The organism is Paenibacillus sp. FSL H7-689 (genome assembly GCF_000517905.1).
In the GTDB taxonomy this organism is placed as follows: domain Bacteria; phylum Bacillota; class Bacilli; order Paenibacillales; family Paenibacillaceae; genus Paenibacillus; species Paenibacillus amylolyticus.
On sequence record NZ_ASPU01000039.1, the window covers coordinates 57,253 to 74,472 of the forward strand.

Annotated in this window: 16 protein-coding genes and 1 riboswitch; of the genes, 6 read left to right on the plus strand and 10 right to left on the minus strand. The window is 48.1% G+C overall.

Going from position 1 to position 17,220, the window contains the following annotated elements; all coding sequences use genetic code 11:
* The first annotated feature begins 26 nt into the window (after positions 1 to 26).
* The 4 genes from C170_RS22110 to C170_RS22120 all read left to right on the plus strand — a co-directional run bounded on the left by C170_RS22110 (position 27) and on the right by C170_RS22120 (position 3,374).
* Positions 27 to 977: a helix-turn-helix transcriptional regulator gene (locus tag C170_RS22110; RefSeq protein WP_036614123.1), complete on the plus strand. Its 951-nt coding sequence runs from the start codon at positions 27 to 29 to the stop codon at positions 975 to 977.
* Between the two features lie 73 nt (positions 978 to 1,050).
* A complete protein-coding gene (locus C170_RS22115; RefSeq protein WP_036614125.1) occupies positions 1,051 to 1,869 on the plus strand; it encodes a zinc ribbon domain-containing protein in 819 nt (272 codons plus the stop codon).
* Between the two features lie 465 nt (positions 1,870 to 2,334).
* The gene (locus C170_RS30885; protein WP_155985120.1) at positions 2,335 to 2,502 is read left to right on the plus strand and encodes a hypothetical protein; all 168 of its coding nucleotides are present in this window, start codon (positions 2,335 to 2,337) and stop codon (positions 2,500 to 2,502) included.
* Positions 2,503 to 2,684: 182 nt separating this feature from the next.
* Positions 2,685 to 3,374 (plus strand): hypothetical protein, encoded by a 690-nt coding sequence (locus C170_RS22120; RefSeq protein ID WP_036614127.1) that lies wholly within the window; start codon positions 2,685 to 2,687, stop codon positions 3,372 to 3,374.
* A 381-nt stretch (positions 3,375 to 3,755) separates the two neighbouring features.
* On the opposite strand, the gene thiC is transcribed toward C170_RS22120, so the two are convergent.
* Both thiC and C170_RS22130 read right to left on the minus strand, forming a co-directional pair.
* Positions 3,756 to 5,540 carry a phosphomethylpyrimidine synthase ThiC gene (gene thiC, locus C170_RS22125; RefSeq protein ID WP_036614251.1) on the minus strand — a complete coding sequence of 595 codons (1,785 nt, stop codon included), beginning with the start codon at positions 5,538 to 5,540 and terminating at the stop codon, positions 3,756 to 3,758.
* 417 nt (positions 5,541 to 5,957) lie between these two features.
* Positions 5,958 to 6,071, minus strand: a riboswitch (TPP riboswitch).
* Positions 6,072 to 6,220: 149 nt separating this feature from the next.
* A complete protein-coding gene (locus C170_RS22130; RefSeq protein ID WP_017690772.1) occupies positions 6,221 to 6,964 on the minus strand; it encodes an IclR family transcriptional regulator in 744 nt (247 codons plus the stop codon).
* 359 nt (positions 6,965 to 7,323) lie between these two features.
* Here C170_RS22130 and C170_RS22135 point away from each other — a divergent pair, with 359 nt between their 5' ends.
* Both C170_RS22135 and C170_RS22140 read left to right on the plus strand, forming a co-directional pair.
* The gene (locus C170_RS22135) at positions 7,324 to 8,349 is read left to right on the plus strand and encodes an alpha/beta hydrolase (RefSeq protein WP_036614129.1); all 1,026 of its coding nucleotides are present in this window, start codon (positions 7,324 to 7,326) and stop codon (positions 8,347 to 8,349) included.
* A 155-nt stretch (positions 8,350 to 8,504) separates the two neighbouring features.
* A complete protein-coding gene (locus C170_RS22140; protein ID WP_036614131.1) occupies positions 8,505 to 9,785 on the plus strand; it encodes a Fe-Mn family superoxide dismutase in 1,281 nt (426 codons plus the stop codon).
* A gap of 146 nt (positions 9,786 to 9,931) precedes the next feature.
* Here the strand turns inward: C170_RS22140 and C170_RS22145 are convergent, their stop codons facing one another.
* The 8 genes from C170_RS22145 to C170_RS22180 form a co-directional block, all read right to left on the minus strand.
* Positions 9,932 to 10,156, minus strand: coding sequence for a hypothetical protein (locus C170_RS22145; protein ID WP_036614132.1), 225 nt, complete (start codon positions 10,154 to 10,156; stop codon positions 9,932 to 9,934).
* 70 nt (positions 10,157 to 10,226) lie between these two features.
* Positions 10,227 to 11,081 carry a lipoate--protein ligase family protein gene (locus C170_RS22150; RefSeq protein WP_036614133.1) on the minus strand — a complete coding sequence of 285 codons (855 nt, stop codon included), beginning with the start codon at positions 11,079 to 11,081 and terminating at the stop codon, positions 10,227 to 10,229.
* Positions 11,082 to 11,270: 189 nt separating this feature from the next.
* The gene (folE, locus tag C170_RS22155; protein WP_036614134.1) at positions 11,271 to 11,864 is read right to left on the minus strand and encodes a GTP cyclohydrolase I FolE; all 594 of its coding nucleotides are present in this window, start codon (positions 11,862 to 11,864) and stop codon (positions 11,271 to 11,273) included.
* 57 nt (positions 11,865 to 11,921) lie between these two features.
* Entirely contained in the window at positions 11,922 to 12,185 is a 264-nt protein-coding gene (locus C170_RS22160) for a YneF family protein (RefSeq protein ID WP_017690778.1), read from the minus strand.
* Positions 12,186 to 12,350: 165 nt separating this feature from the next.
* A complete protein-coding gene (locus C170_RS22165; RefSeq protein ID WP_036614135.1) occupies positions 12,351 to 13,382 on the minus strand; it encodes an HD-GYP domain-containing protein in 1,032 nt (343 codons plus the stop codon).
* 15 nt (positions 13,383 to 13,397) lie between these two features.
* Positions 13,398 to 15,278, minus strand: coding sequence for a tRNA epoxyqueuosine(34) reductase QueG (gene queG, locus C170_RS22170; RefSeq protein ID WP_036614137.1), 1,881 nt, complete (start codon positions 15,276 to 15,278; stop codon positions 13,398 to 13,400).
* Between the two features lie 172 nt (positions 15,279 to 15,450).
* A complete protein-coding gene (gene lepB / locus C170_RS22175) occupies positions 15,451 to 16,035 on the minus strand; it encodes a signal peptidase I (RefSeq protein ID WP_036614252.1) in 585 nt (194 codons plus the stop codon).
* A 347-nt stretch (positions 16,036 to 16,382) separates the two neighbouring features.
* Positions 16,383 to 16,808: a GNAT family N-acetyltransferase gene (locus tag C170_RS22180; protein WP_017690782.1), complete on the minus strand. Its 426-nt coding sequence runs from the start codon at positions 16,806 to 16,808 to the stop codon at positions 16,383 to 16,385.
* Positions 16,809 to 17,220 lie beyond the last annotated feature (412 nt).

Sequence of the window (17,220 nt, forward strand, 5' to 3'; positions counted from 1 at the left end):
TAAACCAATGAAAGGAATCCATACATATGAAACTGGAGCGTTTATTAGCCATCGTGGTGCTGCTAATCAATCGTGGACGGGTACAAGCCAAAGACTTGGCAGATATGTTCGAAGTATCGATCCGGACCATCTATCGGGACATTGATACATTGGGTCAAGCAGGTATCCCTGTAGTGACGTATCAGGGGGCAAGCGGCGGGATTGGTCTAGCAGAGGGTTACCGTCTGGATCGAAACGTATTAACAGACAAGGACCTCGCTTCCATCGTCACTGCACTACGCAGTGTATCCACTTCCCATGCTAATGCGGCGCGTGAGCTTCTGGTCGAAAAACTCAGCAGTATCGTCCCTGAATCCAAAAATGACGATTTTCAGGCTAATACCAATCGATTCATCGTGGATTATTCAACCTGGACGCATCCCGAAGCGCTGAAAATCAAGCTTGAACTTATCGAACAGGGTATGGATCAATTACGTCCCGTAACCTTTACCTACTGCAGTGCGGAAGGTATCCATACTCACCGAACTGCCGACCCTCATACCATCGTACTCAAGAAGCATTCCTGGTATCTGTATGCTTTTTGTCACGAGCGGAATCAATTTCGCATGTTCAAGCTTGTGCGCATGCAAGATGTCACACTTGCTAATGAGCACTTCGAGCGTAAAGTCATCAACCCACAGGACAGACCCTGGCAACAGGAATGGAGCCGTCCGGACAATCAAGCTAGGTTAACCTTGAAATTCCATGCTCGCGTCCGTCATATTGCGGAAGAATGGTTTGGGATCGAGAACGTCATGCCTGATGGGACTGGGTATTATATCAGCCAGGTTGCTTTTCCCGAGGATGGCTGGTTATATGGATTCATTCTGGGCTTCGGCGCGGACGTTGAAGTATTGGAACCTCAGCATATTCGGGATGAAATCTGCCGTATCGCGGAGCAAATTGTACAAAATTATATACCTCCGACTCAAACCTGACAGACAGCTGTCCAGTTCCTACCCGTATACTTCAGATATATTCAATCTGTACATATATGAGGAGGAATTAATCATGAACGTCACTGTATGTCAAAGCTGCGGCATGCCGCTCACAACCCCTGCCCAATTCGGAACGGAAGCAGATGGAAGCACAACCCGTGAGTACTGTATTTATTGTTACAAAGAGGGCAAGTTTGAGCAGCCCGGTATGTCACTAGAAGGCATGACGGAGATGTGCACTGCCATTCTGAAGGACGAAGGCATGGATGAGGAATCCGCTCGTTCGATGCTGCGTAACCAGCTTCCTTTTTTGAAACGTTGGCGCACAAATACAACGGATCAACATGCAGAATCTCTGGCCGAAAACCCTACTGTTTCCGCTAATCCTGATCAGGTAACAACAGATCATTCGTTCTCTGCCCAGCCCGTTCGTTATGTCACTCTCCCTGGAAAACGTATTGCCGGCGTATCCGCCCGCACAACCAACGCCATTGAAATCAGTGGCAAAGGTTGTATTCAGGGACTCTGGAACAATTATTTTGCCTCAGAGCACCTCCCTGCACCTGAAAGTGCTCGCTATGGTTGTTACACGGATTACACCGATGGGATAACCGGAGAATACACCATACTGGTAGGGCATGAGGTCAGTCCGAACGAATCATTGCCTGAAGGATTGGACGACATTTTACTCCCTCCTGCAACTTACGCCGTATTCACTTCCAGAAAAGGACCCATGGCAGAGGTTGTTGGCGAAGCCTGGGGAGCCGTGTGGGCATGGGACAAACAAAGCGATCGTACGTTCACCGGGGATTTTGAATTGTATGATGAACGCAGCCTGAATCCCGAAAGTGTACAAGTGGATATATACATCGCTGTTCGCCAAAGTAGATAAAGCCAACACGATACCACCTCAGACAGAATCAAAGTTTCATCGCATCCTTCTTCATATCACGCAAGCTGCCGGGTTCGCTCGGCAGTTTTTTGTTATATCCGGAACTACATTACCCCCTAAACAACCCGACCATGGTACCAAGTTAGTTAGCATGCTTTGCATCATTTAACCAGATAATATGCCTCATAAGCGGGTACCATTGACTTCCTTAAAATTGGGACTATTCACATAACAACCGATTCGATCCTCCCATATCAAACCTTTCAAATCAGGTCCTTTACTCCTGAATTTCCCTAAAAACGTTTACATCTCCTTAAAACCGGGTAAAATCACTACAATCCAATTGGAATTACGCTTTAAACTCTTTTATTTCGTCTAACAAGTCACATGTACCTATATGCGCACCTGGCATGGTAACCAGTCGAAATACATAATCCAAAAAAACGCATCAAAGGAGGAACCAAGATGATCCGCATGCCTATTCAGCAAATGATCCCGTACCATCACCAATATCCGCGCAACACGGCGACCACTGCTCCTAAAAAGGAGAATGAGAACACTCAAGGTCTATCCTTTCATGAAATTCTGCAACAAAAAATGGCGAAGAAAAATACTTCTCCTTCCCTTAGATAAAAATGGACACCGGACCGACTCTAGTCGAGTCAGGTTATCAACCGTCTTTCCGCAGCTTGGCGGAAGGGCGGTTATTGGCGTTGAGCAATAAACGACTGTACAGTTCTCAGGCATGTTTCTATAATGGTTTAAATATCTAAAAGATCCATGACATATACGAACTGTAAAAGGGGACTTAGCACATGATCACCATTGGTTGTTTTCACGCTCATTATTCTAACATCGCCTTAATTGAAGAGACGCTTGCTCCTTATGAAGTTGAATTGGTCCATTACGTCGATCCAGGTCTGGACCGTCTTAAACATGACGCTGACTTTTCCGCGGTCGTCATTCACGAGAAGGTAGCCCAGACGCTCCAATGGATCGCTGAGTGTCATGCCGATGCCATTCTGGTCACGTGTACCCTGTTTGCGACAGCATTGGAGCAGGAAGCCATACAGGTCCCTGTGCCTGTGATCGGCATAGATGATCCGTTATTGCAGGAGATGCGGCGAGTACCAGGAGATTACATAATAGCATTCACCAATCCGGCAACCGTTGAAGGAACGATGGCACGGTTGAATCGGGTATTACAGCAAGAGGATGAGAATGGGCAACTACACGTTGCCAAGACATCTCAGACGGAAGCGGTGTGCATCCCTGGGACATTTGAGTTGATTATGCGTGGAGATCAGCAAGGGTATCTCGAAGCGGTACGTGAAGGCTTACAGCAGATTGCTGAGCAGCATCCGGGTAAAACGGTAGTGGCAGCCCAGCTGTCTATGGCTCCCGCTGCTGCACAAGTTACAACGAATCGTGGTATTCAGATCCATAGCCCGCTGGCATTGCTTGCAACGTATTTGGAGAAGGATTTGGGCTTGGCTCGACAGTAGCTGCTGATTTGGAGTGAAGTAACAAGTTCTATCTGAAACTATGCAACTATGAACTCACTTACTTAGTAACACCACAAATTAACGAGGTGAACTAATATGCGATTCCTCTATATTGTTTTACTGTTTATAGTAGGTTTTTCCTGTTCCGCATTTCTATACGGAGGAGCACCAAAACTCAGTGATGCTCTTTTATTCGTTATCGCAGGAATTCTGTATAAGATATGGACCACACTTAATCACAAAGCTAATTCTGATAAAGGCTGAGTATGGTTAAGAATACATACATGACATAAAACTAAAAAAAGCCGTTCTTCTCTGCAATGACAGAGAGAAACGGCTTTATCTCTATTTCAGACTGCCCAGCTTGCGCTGTACCGGCGCCTAGGAGCGTGTCCGATATTCCTCGGCCTTTTCCTGCATCCCGGCAGCTACAGCCCCATTCTCGGACAACCCTTTGTCTGCGGCAAAGGCACGAATGTCCTGCGTAATGCGCATGCTACAGAACTTTGGTCCGCACATGGAGCAGAAATGAGCTTCCTTGGCCCCTTCTGCTGGCAGCGTCTCGTCATGGTAGGATAATGCCCGTTCCGGGTCCAGTGACAGGTTGAACTGGTCCCGCCAGCGGAACTCAAAACGTGCCTTGGACAATGCGTCATCGCGGCGTTGAGCACGCGGATGGCCTTTCGCCAGATCGGCGGCATGAGCTGCGATCTTGTAGGCGATGACCCCTTCCCGCACATCATCCTTGTTGGGCAGGCCCAAATGTTCTTTTGGCGTAACATAACAGAGCATGGACGTGCCGAACCAGCCAATCATGGCTGCCCCAATGGCGGATGTGATGTGATCATATCCTGGCGCAATGTCGGTCGTTAGCGGCCCAAGTGTGTAGAACGGTGCTTCTTTACAGATCTCCATCTGCAAGTCCACATTCTCCTTGATCTTATGCATCGGCACATGACCCGGGCCTTCGATCATCACCTGCACATCATGCTTCCATGCGATCTGCGTCAGTTCCCCAAGCGTGGCCAGTTCCGCCATCTGAGCTTCGTCATTCGCATCGTAGATACTGCCTGGACGAAGTCCATCTCCCAGTGAGAACGCCACATCATACCTTTTCATAATCTCGCAGATTTCTTCAAAATGGGTGTACAAAAAATTCTCCTGATGATGCGCAAGGCACCATGCTGCCATAATGGAACCACCCCTAGACACAATACCTGTCATTCGCTTGGCGGTCATGGGGATATAACGCAGCAGTACACCTGCATGAATCGTAAAGTAGTCCACGCCCTGCTCTGCCTGCTCAATGAGTGTGTCACGGTACAACTCCCAGGTCAGCGCTTCCGCTTCGCCATTCACCTTCTCCAGCGCCTGATACAGCGGCACCGTACCAATCGGCACAGGTGAATTGCGGATAATCCATTCCCGGGTGGTATGAATGTTTTTGCCTGTGGACAGATCCATCACCGTATCCGATCCCCATCGTACCGCCCAGGTCATCTTCTCCACCTCTTCCTCAATGGAAGAAGATACAGCAGAGTTACCTATGTTGGCATTGATCTTCACGTGAAAATGACGACCGATCAACATCGGCTCACTCTCCGGGTGATTGATGTTGGATGGCAGAATGGCCCGTCCACTCGCCAGCTCCTGTCTCACAAATTCCGGCTCCACGCCTTCACGAATGGCGGCGAATTCCATCTCAGCCGTAATGACTCCCTGTCTCGCGTAGTGCATCTGAGTCACGCAGCGTTCTGGCTGTGCCCGCAGCGGTTTGCCACGTAATCCGGGGTACTCTTCAGCGCCGGCTCTCTTCCCTCCGGGTTTCAGTCCGTTATCCTCCGGTTTAACTGTACGGCCCTGATAAGCTTCAACATCGCCGCGCTCTGTGATCCAACGTGTGCGCAGGGATGGCAGACCTGCGCGGATATCCGCATGAAATTCGGGATCGGTCATCGGGCCGCTCGTATCGTAGACACGCAGCGGTTCGTTATGCTCCACCCCTTGGGGAGTATTTGTGTCATGAAGGGCTATCTCACGCTCCGGTACAGCAATGTCCGGCCGTGAGCCCTGAATGTAGACTTTGCGGCTGCCCGGAAAGGGCTGGACCCGTCCGGCCGCCCCTGTTTCTTTTTCCACCTGCTGACCGTTATGTTCCTGTTCCATCGCTTGTTGTCCCGTTTGATTTCCTGTACTCATGTTCACTTGTCTCCTCCTCAGTGTTCGTCGCTTGTTTGGTTGGTTTCATCATTAGCTCGCTTACGTACCTGTCCCAAATCATGCGCAATGCAGAGAAGAAAGAGCGATCCTACACCAGACCAGGGGAGACACTTTTCATGTACAGTTAACAACAGACGGAGGCTGCCACAGATCATCGATCTATAAGACTTCCCTCCTCATCCAAGCCCACTTCCGCAGGTTATCGAAAAAGAAGCCCATAAAATCCGCGCTATATCGCCCGTTCCCTGTATATAAAAAAGCCGGTCCCCGAAGGAACCGACTTTTATGTCCATCACCAATAATGCACCTTTATGCAGCTCCTTAACGGAGCCCTACAAGGGTCACATCATGTGGTGGTTGTGGTCATATCGCCGATTACTTCCCTACGCTGGTATGATCCAGATCAGGTGCAAAGGGTCCGGAATCTCATGCGATTCCGTCTCAGTCCGGACAATTCGGACTCCCCCAGTAACGTTAATTAGTTGCAGCTTACATAAGCCGCCGTTCATATTCAATGAAGCTGGCCCCGCTGGGCCGTCCATTACAGAGTAGCGCAACCGGAACATAAAAACAACCTTTATATTCCAAATGATCAAACTCTATTGGAGAAAAAACTTACATCAACATCAGGATAACATGAGCCCCATTTGCGTAGCAGCATCCTTCAACACAGGTGCGTATTCATGCAATGTCTCCTGTGAAAGTCGGCTGACAGGCCCTGAGACCGAGAGTGCGGCTGCAATATTGCCTCTGCGATCCATAATCGGTACCGATACCGCGGCAGCTCCCGGCTCACGTTCCTCGTAACTTGTGGCATATCCGTTATCCCGGATATCTCCCATCTGCGCCAAATACACCGCGGGATCAATAAACACCGGCCATTCCGGCCCGTTCATCAGTTCTTCACGATCCTCGTCCGTGGCAAACGCCATCAGGACTTTGCTGGAAGCCCCCACAGACAGCGGGAGTCTAACACCAACGGGAGCAACTCGGCGGATCGCCTGATCACTTTGCACAGCCTGAATTCGAATCCGTTCACTCCCATCACGCAGGTACAGACTCACGGTCTCCCCCAATCGATCTCTCAGTCGCTCCATCGCAGGCAACAGCAGAATAGCGGGATCATCACTGCGGGACATATGAGCTGACAGCTCCCAGATTCGGATGCCAAGTCGGTACTTCTCTGTTGCTGCATCGCGGATCACGAACCCTCGATCCTCCAGCGTAGCCATCAAGCGGTGGACTGTACTTTTGTGCAGGCCGATCTGGCTGGCAATTTCGGTGAGTCCCAGATCACTGCGTGTGGTAAAACATAATAATATATCCAGCGCCCGTTCCACAGCCCGGACGGTTAACTTGCGATCTTCCATGGCATAATGCCCTCCTCATGTTTCATCACATGAAACTTGGTTACATAAATTATATGAGAAACGGTCTCATCTGTAAACCAAAAAGAGCCAAAATTAAAATAGGCCAACGTGTAAATTTTTCCTTTTTATAAGACTTAATCCCCTGTAATTTACACACTAAGGTAATGTTACCCATATATCTTAAGAACTATATAACAATTGCGTAACAAATGCCCTCAATCAATTGACTTTGACTATATTGGAACATACGATAAAGATATATTACATTAAGATATCGCTCTGAAGCAGGCTCTGAAATCGACGCAATTCTCTTTACATGTCGTTGTTATCTTCAACTGAACTTCAAAGGAGGGGCATTCATGTATCAATCATCCCAGAGCGAAGCCCCGCTGCAAACAAAAGTGTCCGATCTGCCCTCTTCCCTATCACCGAGGCTGATTCGGTTCAAACATATTATCGTAGCGTTGCTGCTCTCCGTTGTATTTTTTCTACTGTTTTGTTTTATTGCACTGCATGGTTATATCGCATGGGTATTATCCAATCCAACGGTAGCGCCTGTCTTCTCCAATCCGATGCAAGCCAAGAACATGAAGTATGAAGACATCACGTTCCCGGCAGCGGATGGCAGCCGCACGATGCAGGGATGGTATATACCTGCTGACAATGCTGCAAGCAAAACGATTATTTTCAGTCACGGCTATGGTGCTAATCGTGAAGAAACATGGGTACCCATGTATGACCTGGCACATTATGCCCATCAACTTGGGTTTAACGTGGTCATGTTCGATTATGGCTTCGCCTCACAGGTGAACAAAGCTGTAGCCACAGGTGGCAAAGCTGAGTCACAGCAACTGCTCGGTGCGATCCAGTTCGCCAAGCAACGTGGTGCGCAGGAACTGGTTGTCTGGGGCTTCTCGATGGGTGCCGGTACAGCGTTACAAACCGGACTGATTACGAAGGAAGTGGATGCAATGATTCTGGACAGTGCGTTCCTGCTGGAGCCAGATACGCTGTACCACAACATTCACAACCAGATCGATCTGCCACGTCAGCCTACACTGGAGATCATGAAACTGTTGTTCCCTGTTCTGAATGGTACCGGATTACAACAGATTCCATACCAGGAAGTGAAAAAGGAAGATTATCCGTTCCCGATTTTCTTCATCCATGGTACAGAGGACGAGAAGGCGCCTTATCCAATTGCGGAGCAACTCGCCGCCAACCAGACCAATCCGTACTCGGATGTATGGATTGTCCAGGATGCGCATCATGAGTTGATCTTCCGGGAGCATCCAAAGGAATATCTGCGCCGTGTCTCAACTTTCCTGAGTCATGTAACGAAAACAAGCAGTGACGATGTGCAAAACACGAATAATGGAGAATAACCAAATTTCAATCACCGAACTTTTCGTTGATTCCAGAGCCCTCAGGGGCTCTTTTTTTTCACTCATAGGACAACAAGCTCGGAGAATATACTCTTGGGACGCATGAACAGAGGGTCTGCATGCAATGAATTTCATCTGAAGGAGGTTCAACATAGATGAACTGGTATGAATATGGTCACCTTCTGCCTCTGCGGACATTGGAGGAAATCCGTTTCTGGAAAGAGCAGGAGAAAGAACATACACTCGTCATTCGTGCCCTGGTTCCTGATCTGGAGCCCCCATACGTCAAGCTACTGGAGGAATGGGAGGTTACCTTTGCAAACAGTGAGCGAGTAGCCAATCAGCTTTTAAAACAGCTATTGCCCGCAACCCATCCACCAGCCCCCTACATCGTTCGTTGTATCGATCAACTTGTGGCGGCAGCTCGTAAGCAATCGAGGGAGTTCATCAAACAGCTGTATGTTCTTCTGGAGCAAAGTGCTGCTGTGCAAGCTGTTCCGCTTGCCAAAGTACTCATTCTGCATTTTATCCGCGAATCGGAGTATTTTCTGGGCGTTTTGGATACGCTTGGCCAACCGGGCATCTTGCGTGAAACGGATTCGGAGCCATCACTTTTTCTGGAAAATGCGTTGCATACGTCAGAGTCAGGAAGCGTCCATCGCCAAGCTTCAGAAGCTCCAACTTCTCCAGAGGGAAATATAAATGCACCTGCGGCTTCAGCTCAGATCCAATCCGCAACCATTCAAACGCCTTCTACCGGAACAACACAAGCCACACCCAGCTCTACAGCACCTCCTGTAAAAGAAAAGCCGGTTCCCATTGGAGGACACACACTGCCGCCTCTCCCCTATGCGTACAATGCGCTGGAGCCACATATTGATGAGCTGACGATGCGTATCCATCATGACAAACACCATCAATCTTATGTGGACGGACTAAATGTAGCAGAGAAGAAGCTGGCGGAATCGCGAAAAAAGAATAACTTTGAACTCATCAAACATTGGGAACGTGAACTTGCCTTCAACGGGGCAGGCCACTACCTGCATACGATCTTCTGGACAATTATGAACCCTGCTGGCGGCGGCAAACCTTCCGGTATGCTCGCAGAGCAGATCAAGCGAGATTTCGGGAGTTATGAAGCGTTTAAGAATCAATTCACAGAAGCCGCGAACAAGGTGGAAGGCAGTGGCTGGGCGATGCTTGTCTGGAGCCCGAGAGCACATCGTTTGGAGATTTTGCAGGCGGAAAAACACCAGAACCTGTCCCAGTCCGATATCGTACCACTCCTGCCACTGGATGTGTGGGAACATGCCTACTATCTGAAACATCAGAATGAACGCAAAAAGTATATCGAAGATTGGTGGAACGTTGTCTACTGGCCCGCTGTGGCCGAGCGTTACGAAACGGCACGCAAGTTGTTGTGGCCGCCTTATTAAGCTTGGGGTTAGATGGTTTAGAGAAAAAAGAGATATCTCCAGCCGAATGACTGAAAGATATCTCTTTTGGTGTAGACAAAAAAGCAAGCCTCCTGTAAAAGAGACTTGCTTGTATTTTGAGAGACTTCCTATTTCTAAATGTTCACTTAAGAAGCACAGCCCTCGCACGCCACATAGTTGTCGCCAACCTGTTTGCTAATGGAGATCAGATCGCCCAGCTTGATATCAGACTCATCTGTAAACTCCAGATCGGCTATACGTGCAACGATCAGTGCAGCAGCCTCTTCCTTGCTTGTTGCCATTTGGCTGAACTCGGATTTTTCGCCTGTTGATACAACCTCATATAAATACGTATATCTCAATGTGTCCATCCTAACACTCTCCTTCCGAAATCACATCATATCATCTCTATTAACCAATTCCAAGCCCTAGTAAAAAGTGTTAATCGTAACGCAGCTTCATCTGCTCAGCTGTCAGGCGTACTTCTTCAGAGCCAACGCTAAGCACCCTGCTGGTCTCCGCCTGCGGATAGCGATCGCGCAGTGTTCGAACCAAAGCCGCAGTATATGCCGCAGCTGAAGGTACACCTGCCAATTCTTTCAGACTTGCCATCGTGCCAGGCTGAACATCGGGATATCCTTCACTCGCCCCGCCTGCTGCATGCTGATAGAATTGTCGCACATCTGCTGCCAATTGATCACCCTGACCGTCCACGATGATAAAAGCCGTAATGATATACGCCTTTGCCTGCCTGCGCTGGGCAATACCACAGAATTTCAATCCACCTACACTGACATCATAATCTCCCGGGCAAAAAGCACCTTGAACCTCGCCAGTTTGCGCCTGATTCGACCACGGCGTTAGCGACTCGGCAATAATCGAAGCCATTTCCCGGAAATCATCATGAATATTGATGGCATGTCCGGGATTAGGCAGAATCAGCGACACATTAACTACCCCTGGGTTCAAGGGTACTGCCGCTCCACCGGAAGGCCGAACACAGACCGCTGTCCCTTGGCTTCTAATCTGTTCCATCGCTTCTACAGCCTGTGGCAACCTGCGGTCACGCAGACCCGCTACAAAGGCATCTGGGTGTCTCCATATATGTGCAACTGGTAGATGCCCTGCCCCAACCCGCCTGCACATAACTTCTTCCCAAGCAAAAGCTTCGAGTACACTGCTACCTTGTCGCATGAGTGGTGTCTCCCAGATTTGCAGACGCATTGAAGCCTGCTGATCTGCCTGTAGTCCCTTTTCCGGCTGAACCGGTTGATCTGAATGGGAAGGTACACTCATCGTTCCATTACCTCCGGCTTAACGAATTCATATGTATCCAGTATATAGGAATGACAACGCATATATAAATAAGCCGGTTCCCAGGGAACACGGCTTATTTATATCACATCCTATGGCTTAGAAACTGCTGCTTCCAAAACCAAAGGAACTTACTCATCAGGCTTGTCCAGCGAGTGGACATACCTGATCTTAATCTTTCATCAAAGACAAGAACTCCGCACGTTGTGCCGGATTCTCACGGAAAGAACCACGTACAGCAGACGTTACCGTCTTGCTTCCCGGTTTCTTCACGCCGCGGGAACACATGCACAAGTGCTCGCCTTCCACAACGACCATAACTCCATGAGGTTCAACGGCCTCTGTCAGAATGTCAGCGATCTGTGAAGTAATACGTTCCTGAACTTGCAGGCGACGTGTTACTGCTTCGACCAGACGAGCCATTTTGCTCAGACCAACGATCTTGCCGCTTGGTACATACCCAATGTGTACCTTGCCGAAGAACGGCGCCATGTGGTGCTCACACTGACTGTAGTAGACAATATCCTTGACGATAACCAGTTCTTCATGATTCTCGTCAAACGTGACACCGAGCACATCGCGCGGGTCTACTTCATATCCGCCAAAAATTTCTTCATACATTCGGGTCACACGTGCAGGCGTTTCAAGCAGCCCTTCACGTGTACTATCTTCTCCGATCAATTTCAGGATCTGCTCTACATGATACTCGATCTTCTCCCGATTGTCGGATACTTTTGAATTCAAATAATCTTTAACGCCAGCCACTGCCAAACGCCTCCTTTCGAACCACAATAAGGTAAGCAGTTATTCACTTCACTGCTATTATTTTCGGCGGCCCGAACTTTTACGCGCAGGATGCTGTTGCGGCTGAGGCATTTTCGCTCCTGGCTGCTGATTCTTCATCATCTGCTGGGCACGCTGCATTTGCTTACCATTCAGGTTGTAGCCCATTTGCTTCGCCATTTTCTGAAGCATGTCCGGATTGCTTTGCATTTTCTCAAGTTGTTTACGCAAGTAGAACACCCCGATGAAAAATCCCCCGACCAGACCAACAATCAATGTAATAATCGGTATAACAATATCCATCTCTTAGACACCTCTGTATGCATTCTAAAAAGCCTGATAATCCGTGTCACTTCATGATGTTCAACACACATGTTGCAAACCTGACACAGAGCGGATTTCCTGAAAGTATCATAGCATTTCCGCACGCCTTGAGCAAACGGATTTTCCAGTTGAACCGCACACAAGCTACGTCATGACAGCTTCAATGAAAACGGTTGTATGCTGAGCCAGATCGATTTCAACCACATCCAGAGAATAACGCGTACTTCCGCGTGCCACCCTGATCACAGGTCTGCCGGGCAATCCCCGATGTTGACGCACAATGACTCCAGTCTCTTTGGTGGACAGTCGTACCGCTGTACCATTGGGATACACGGATACACTCTTGTTGAACTCAATCAGAATGTCCCGATCCAGCTTTGTACCAGACAACGCCATCATCTCTTCACAGGCCTCATGTGGCATCAAACTTTCCTTGGATAAACCATTAATGAGATTATCATAGATATTAGCCACACTAACGATTCTCGCAAACAGATGAATGTCACTTCCCTTGATCCCTCTCGGCATGCCTGTACCATCTACATGCTCATGATGTTGCAGGGCTGTATGGGCGACCAACAGACTGAACTCCCGTTTGTTCTTAATCACTTCGAATCCACGCCATGTATGATGCAGCGAAGAATTTGCAGCAGAGCCACTGCCAGGAGGTTCCCCCACTTTGCCAATATCATGCAATAATGCCCCCACAGCAAGGTCCTTCAGTTGATTATAATTGAGTCCCATATTCAGTCCGATGACCGAAGACAACAAACATACATTCATCGCATGAACATACTGTGCATTGTCTTTGGTACGAATATCGGTGAGCTGCACAAGCATTTCACGCCCGTTCAGTACATCATTCAGCAACTTCTCTATACTGAGGGCAACTTTTTTCGGACTCCAGTCTTTCCCGGATCGAATGGATTCGAGTGTGACACTCATTTCGTTAATTATTGCCCGTTTCGTGGTTTCATCCAGAATGTCTTCTGCATCCACATCTTTATACGCTTCATCCTGGATGTATAACATGGTCACGCCAATACGCTTCAGCGTATTGACCATGTATACGGTGAGCTGGACTCCGGCAGACAGCAATACCGTGCCGTTACTGGAATATACCGTCTTGCCCAGAAGCTCCCCCGCTTCCACGCTCTCCACGTTTACATACTTCATGAACGTCCCCCGCTCTTACGATAGCTGCTCCAATGCGAGCAATTGCTCCTTGGTTTGCAGACCGCCTACATAACCCACCAGGGTACCGTCTTTACCACTGATACGGTGACAGGGAATAATAATCGGAATCGGATTCTTGCTAATGGCGTCCAGAACTGCACGAACAGCCTTGGGTCTGCCGATGATTTCCGCAACCTGTTGGTGTGATGAGGCCTCTCCATAAGATATATCGGACAGAACTTGCCATACTTGTAGCTGGAATGGTGTTCCAAGCCGATCAAGCTGCAAGTCGAACGTTTTTCTTTCCCCTGCAAAATACTCCTTTAACTGCTTTGCAGCTTCGCTGAGCTTCTCTTCATTCTTCTCATATCGATACTCGCCAATCCAGATGCGTGCCCATTGTTGCAGATGAGCTTCGCGTACGTGAAAGGCGCCAAAATCGATGTGACACAGCCCTTCATCCGTCGCGCATAACGTAAGAGTACCAATCGGTGTCAGTACCTCATCGTAGTATACGGGCTTGCCATGAAGACCCGTAACGGCTGAAGGTTTCCACGCTGCGGCTTCCGGTTTGTCAGGCTGTGCAGACTGCTCACTACCCGGTTCAATCCCAGCTTCCATTTTCAAATCCTGTTGTAACGCACGTAAGGCATTGTTCTCGTTGTTCTGTTCCTCTGGCTGCTTATCACTCACTTGCCCAGCCTGTGGCTGTTTGGGTAAGGTCTCGGACGAACTCAGTCGCTCCTCGGCCTTCTGCAGCATGCTTAGTACGTTCCCATCTTGTTCGTTAGCGGCAGCTTCCCCAATTGCTCTCATGGCGTCTTCTCCTCCAATTCTGCTTAACGCCCAGGCTGCGGTTCCCCGCAACTCGGGGCGCGGATCACGTTTTAGTACTTCTGTAAGTTTGGGTACAGCACTTTTGTCTTTGAAATTGCCCAGGGCAATAACGGCGTTGCGTTGAATCGGCTTTTTGCCCCGCCAGGCGGCGGAACTCTGACCGAAACGTTCCTTGAATTCCCGGTTACCGATGTCCAGCAGCGGCAGTAGGAGTGGCTTCACAATCTCCGGATCGGGGTGAAACTCGGGATGGTGATCCCAGTTCTTGCCCCGGTTCTTCGGACAGACAATCTGACACGTGTCACAACCGTATAGACGGTTGCCTATTTTCAGCATAAATTCTTCATCCACGAACCCTTTTGTCTGGGTTACAAAAGAAATACAGCGCTGTGCATTTAACTGCCCCGGCCCCACTAATGCCCCTGTAGGACAGGCATCAATACATTTTGTACATTCACCGCAGTCTTCGGTCACAGGTGTGTCTGGTTGAAAAGGAATATTTGTTACCAGTTCTCCGAGAAAAATCCATGAACCAAATTTGGGTGATATAATGGCACAGTTTTTGGCACTAAAACCAATCCCCGCACGCTGGGACACCGCACGATCCACCAATGCTCCGGTGTCTACCATGCTTTCGATCATGGCTTCAGGTACGCGTTCCTTTATAAAATTGACCAACTTGTCCATCGCTGCACGCAGGACCTGATGATAATCCTGACCCCAAGCCGAACGGGCAAAAATGCCTCGATACGCACCAGGCTCCGATTTCGGCGGATTCACCATTTTGGATGGGTATGCCACGGCTATTGCAATAAGTGAAGCGGGCTCGCCATCTTTTAAGGCGGGGTGCACCCTTTTTTCAATATCCGGCTCTTCAAAACCTGAAGCATACCCTTTATCCCGCGACTGCTCCAGCAGCGACTTCAGGGAAACAAAGGGATCAGCCGAAGCAAAACCGATATCATCAATGCCCAGTCCGGGGCCAGCTGCCTTGATCTCCTGTTTTAACTTTTCCCATACGGAGGCATCCTGTGCTGCCCCGGTCTGTACGCTCGTCATTTCTCTTCCCTCTCTTCTTCCGACACTTATTCCGTAAATAGTGAACGCCCGCCTCACGGTAAGAGGACAGGCGTTAATTTCTATATATGCCTTGCATACTTGAATTCAAACGGAACGAACTCTATATGGTTTAACGCAAAATGCAGTCTGAAGTTGTTGTCCTGTAAGCATTTTACAATTTCTTCAATTCAGAAAACGGCCAGAAAATAAATTCAGCCTTGCCTACAATCTGGTCGGATGTAATACTGCCAAACACTCGGCTATCCTTACTTTTGCCTTCATGACGATTATCCCCCATCACGAAGAAATGATCCGGCTCCAAGGTGATTGGGCCAAAATCAGGGTCCTGCACCTCAATGTCGGTGTACGTTTCCGCTTGTTGCTCGCCGTTCACATATAGATGGTGATCCCTAACTTCAATTGTATCTCCCGGAAGTCCAACGATCCGTTTCACCAGAAAATCCTTCTTCTCCACACCTTCGCTTGGATCACGAAGTACGATCACATCTGATCGGGAAGGATTACCCAGATGGTATACGATTTTGTTGACGAAAAGGCGATCTCGCTCAACCAGTGTCGGCTGCATGGACTGTCCCTTGACCATTGACAGATTAAACACAAACAGGTTCAGCAGCATCATGATTACAAAAGCAACAACAATCGTTTTGACCCAGTCCCACAGCTCGACAACCCAGGATTTCCCCGGTTGTTCAGGCTTTGACGGTTCATTTCGTTGCTCGGAAGTCACATGTTCCATTGAATGATTATTGGAATTCAAAGGGACACCTCATTTATTAAATAGTTGAATTAAACTTGTAACATGGTAACCATACTCCCTTTCAGTCTACTCCATTTGGGAGAGTGAAACAATTGGTTATGAGCACCAATACCTTGGTTATCGTGAATACAGCCGGGATAGTCAGGGTGATTTAAATAGAATTCAGGGACTCCGAAGCATGTTCAGAAAATGAGGGAACCAGAGGAATATGACGTGAAGAACACTCATATAAATAGAAAGGCACATCCCTCACGTTCTTACACGTTAAAGAGATATGCCTAATATGAAATGAAAATCTTTTTTTTATTTCTTTTTAAACATGCAAACTAAGCTTTGGACAAAATACTAAGAGTCTGGAAAGCGCTCATAATCTGATTGGCACCGTAACCCATTGCTTCATATAGAGGCATGGCTACTTTATTGTGCTCATCACCCGCCACCCATACTTGGCTGACTTTACGCTGCTGGAACCGCTGTTCCATAGCCTCGACAAGTGTTTTGCCGACTCCACGGCGACGATAGTCTGGATGTACCGCAATACGGTAGATACAACCCTGGTTGTGATCAATCGTACCGATCAAAGCGCCTACGAGGTCTCCCTCTTCTTCCGCAACCATGATCAGGTCTGAATCCCATGACAATTGACGGGCAAACGGGCCCATCGTGTTCTCATAACACTCTTCCGATAGTGCAACCTGGAGAAGCTCCGTCATCTGGCTTGCATCACTCAACTGAAAGGAACGAACGTGCATGTCTTAAATCTCCCTTTTCGTTAGCTTAGATGAGGTTTTTTACAAAAAGGGAATCCCTTTTTACCAAAAACCCAATGTTCATATAATGACAAAAAACGAGAAAATACCGCTTCTTCGTCAATTAAACCATACTTTTCTCCATAAAACACGCATTTTCTTTTGAAAGCGCTTAATTGTAACCGTTTACATACGAATATTAAACTTTTAATCTATTTAAACGTCTGAAAACACATAAATAGTTGCATAAAGGGTAAAATATGTTTGTTATCTCTGGCCCATCATTAGATCAACGCCTCGGGGGACTTAATAAACAAAAATGTTGCTTAATTAGCTCGAATGCGGTTTAATATTAGTGGCAAGGGTATTATTACATATGTACCTGTTTTCAAAAAAACCTAAAATCTCAGGAGGT

Coding starts and splice junctions, on each gene's coding strand:
- C170_RS22110 (WP_036614123.1), top strand. CDS start 27: ATGAAACTGGAGCGTTTATTAGCCATCGTGGTGCTGCTAATCAATCGT.
- C170_RS22115 (WP_036614125.1), top strand. CDS start 1,051: ATGAACGTCACTGTATGTCAAAGCTGCGGCATGCCGCTCACAACCCCT.
- C170_RS30885 (WP_155985120.1), top strand. CDS start 2,335: ATGATCCGCATGCCTATTCAGCAAATGATCCCGTACCATCACCAATAT.
- C170_RS22120 (WP_036614127.1), top strand. CDS start 2,685: ATGATCACCATTGGTTGTTTTCACGCTCATTATTCTAACATCGCCTTA.
- thiC (WP_036614251.1), bottom strand. CDS start 5,540: ATGGAACAGGAACATAACGGTCAGCAGGTGGAAAAAGAAACAGGGGCG.
- C170_RS22130 (WP_017690772.1), bottom strand. CDS start 6,964: ATGGAAGATCGCAAGTTAACCGTCCGGGCTGTGGAACGGGCGCTGGAT.
- C170_RS22135 (WP_036614129.1), top strand. CDS start 7,324: ATGTATCAATCATCCCAGAGCGAAGCCCCGCTGCAAACAAAAGTGTCC.
- C170_RS22140 (WP_036614131.1), top strand. CDS start 8,505: ATGAACTGGTATGAATATGGTCACCTTCTGCCTCTGCGGACATTGGAG.
- C170_RS22145 (WP_036614132.1), bottom strand. CDS start 10,156: ATGGACACATTGAGATATACGTATTTATATGAGGTTGTATCAACAGGC.
- C170_RS22150 (WP_036614133.1), bottom strand. CDS start 11,081: ATGAGTGTACCTTCCCATTCAGATCAACCGGTTCAGCCGGAAAAGGGA.
- C170_RS22160 (WP_017690778.1), bottom strand. CDS start 12,185: ATGGATATTGTTATACCGATTATTACATTGATTGTTGGTCTGGTCGGG.
- C170_RS22165 (WP_036614135.1), bottom strand. CDS start 13,382: ATGAAGTATGTAAACGTGGAGAGCGTGGAAGCGGGGGAGCTTCTGGGC.
- queG (WP_036614137.1), bottom strand. CDS start 15,278: ATGACGAGCGTACAGACCGGGGCAGCACAGGATGCCTCCGTATGGGAA.
- lepB (WP_036614252.1), bottom strand. CDS start 16,035: ATGGAACATGTGACTTCCGAGCAACGAAATGAACCGTCAAAGCCTGAA.
- C170_RS22180 (WP_017690782.1), bottom strand. CDS start 16,808: ATGCACGTTCGTTCCTTTCAGTTGAGTGATGCAAGCCAGATGACGGAG.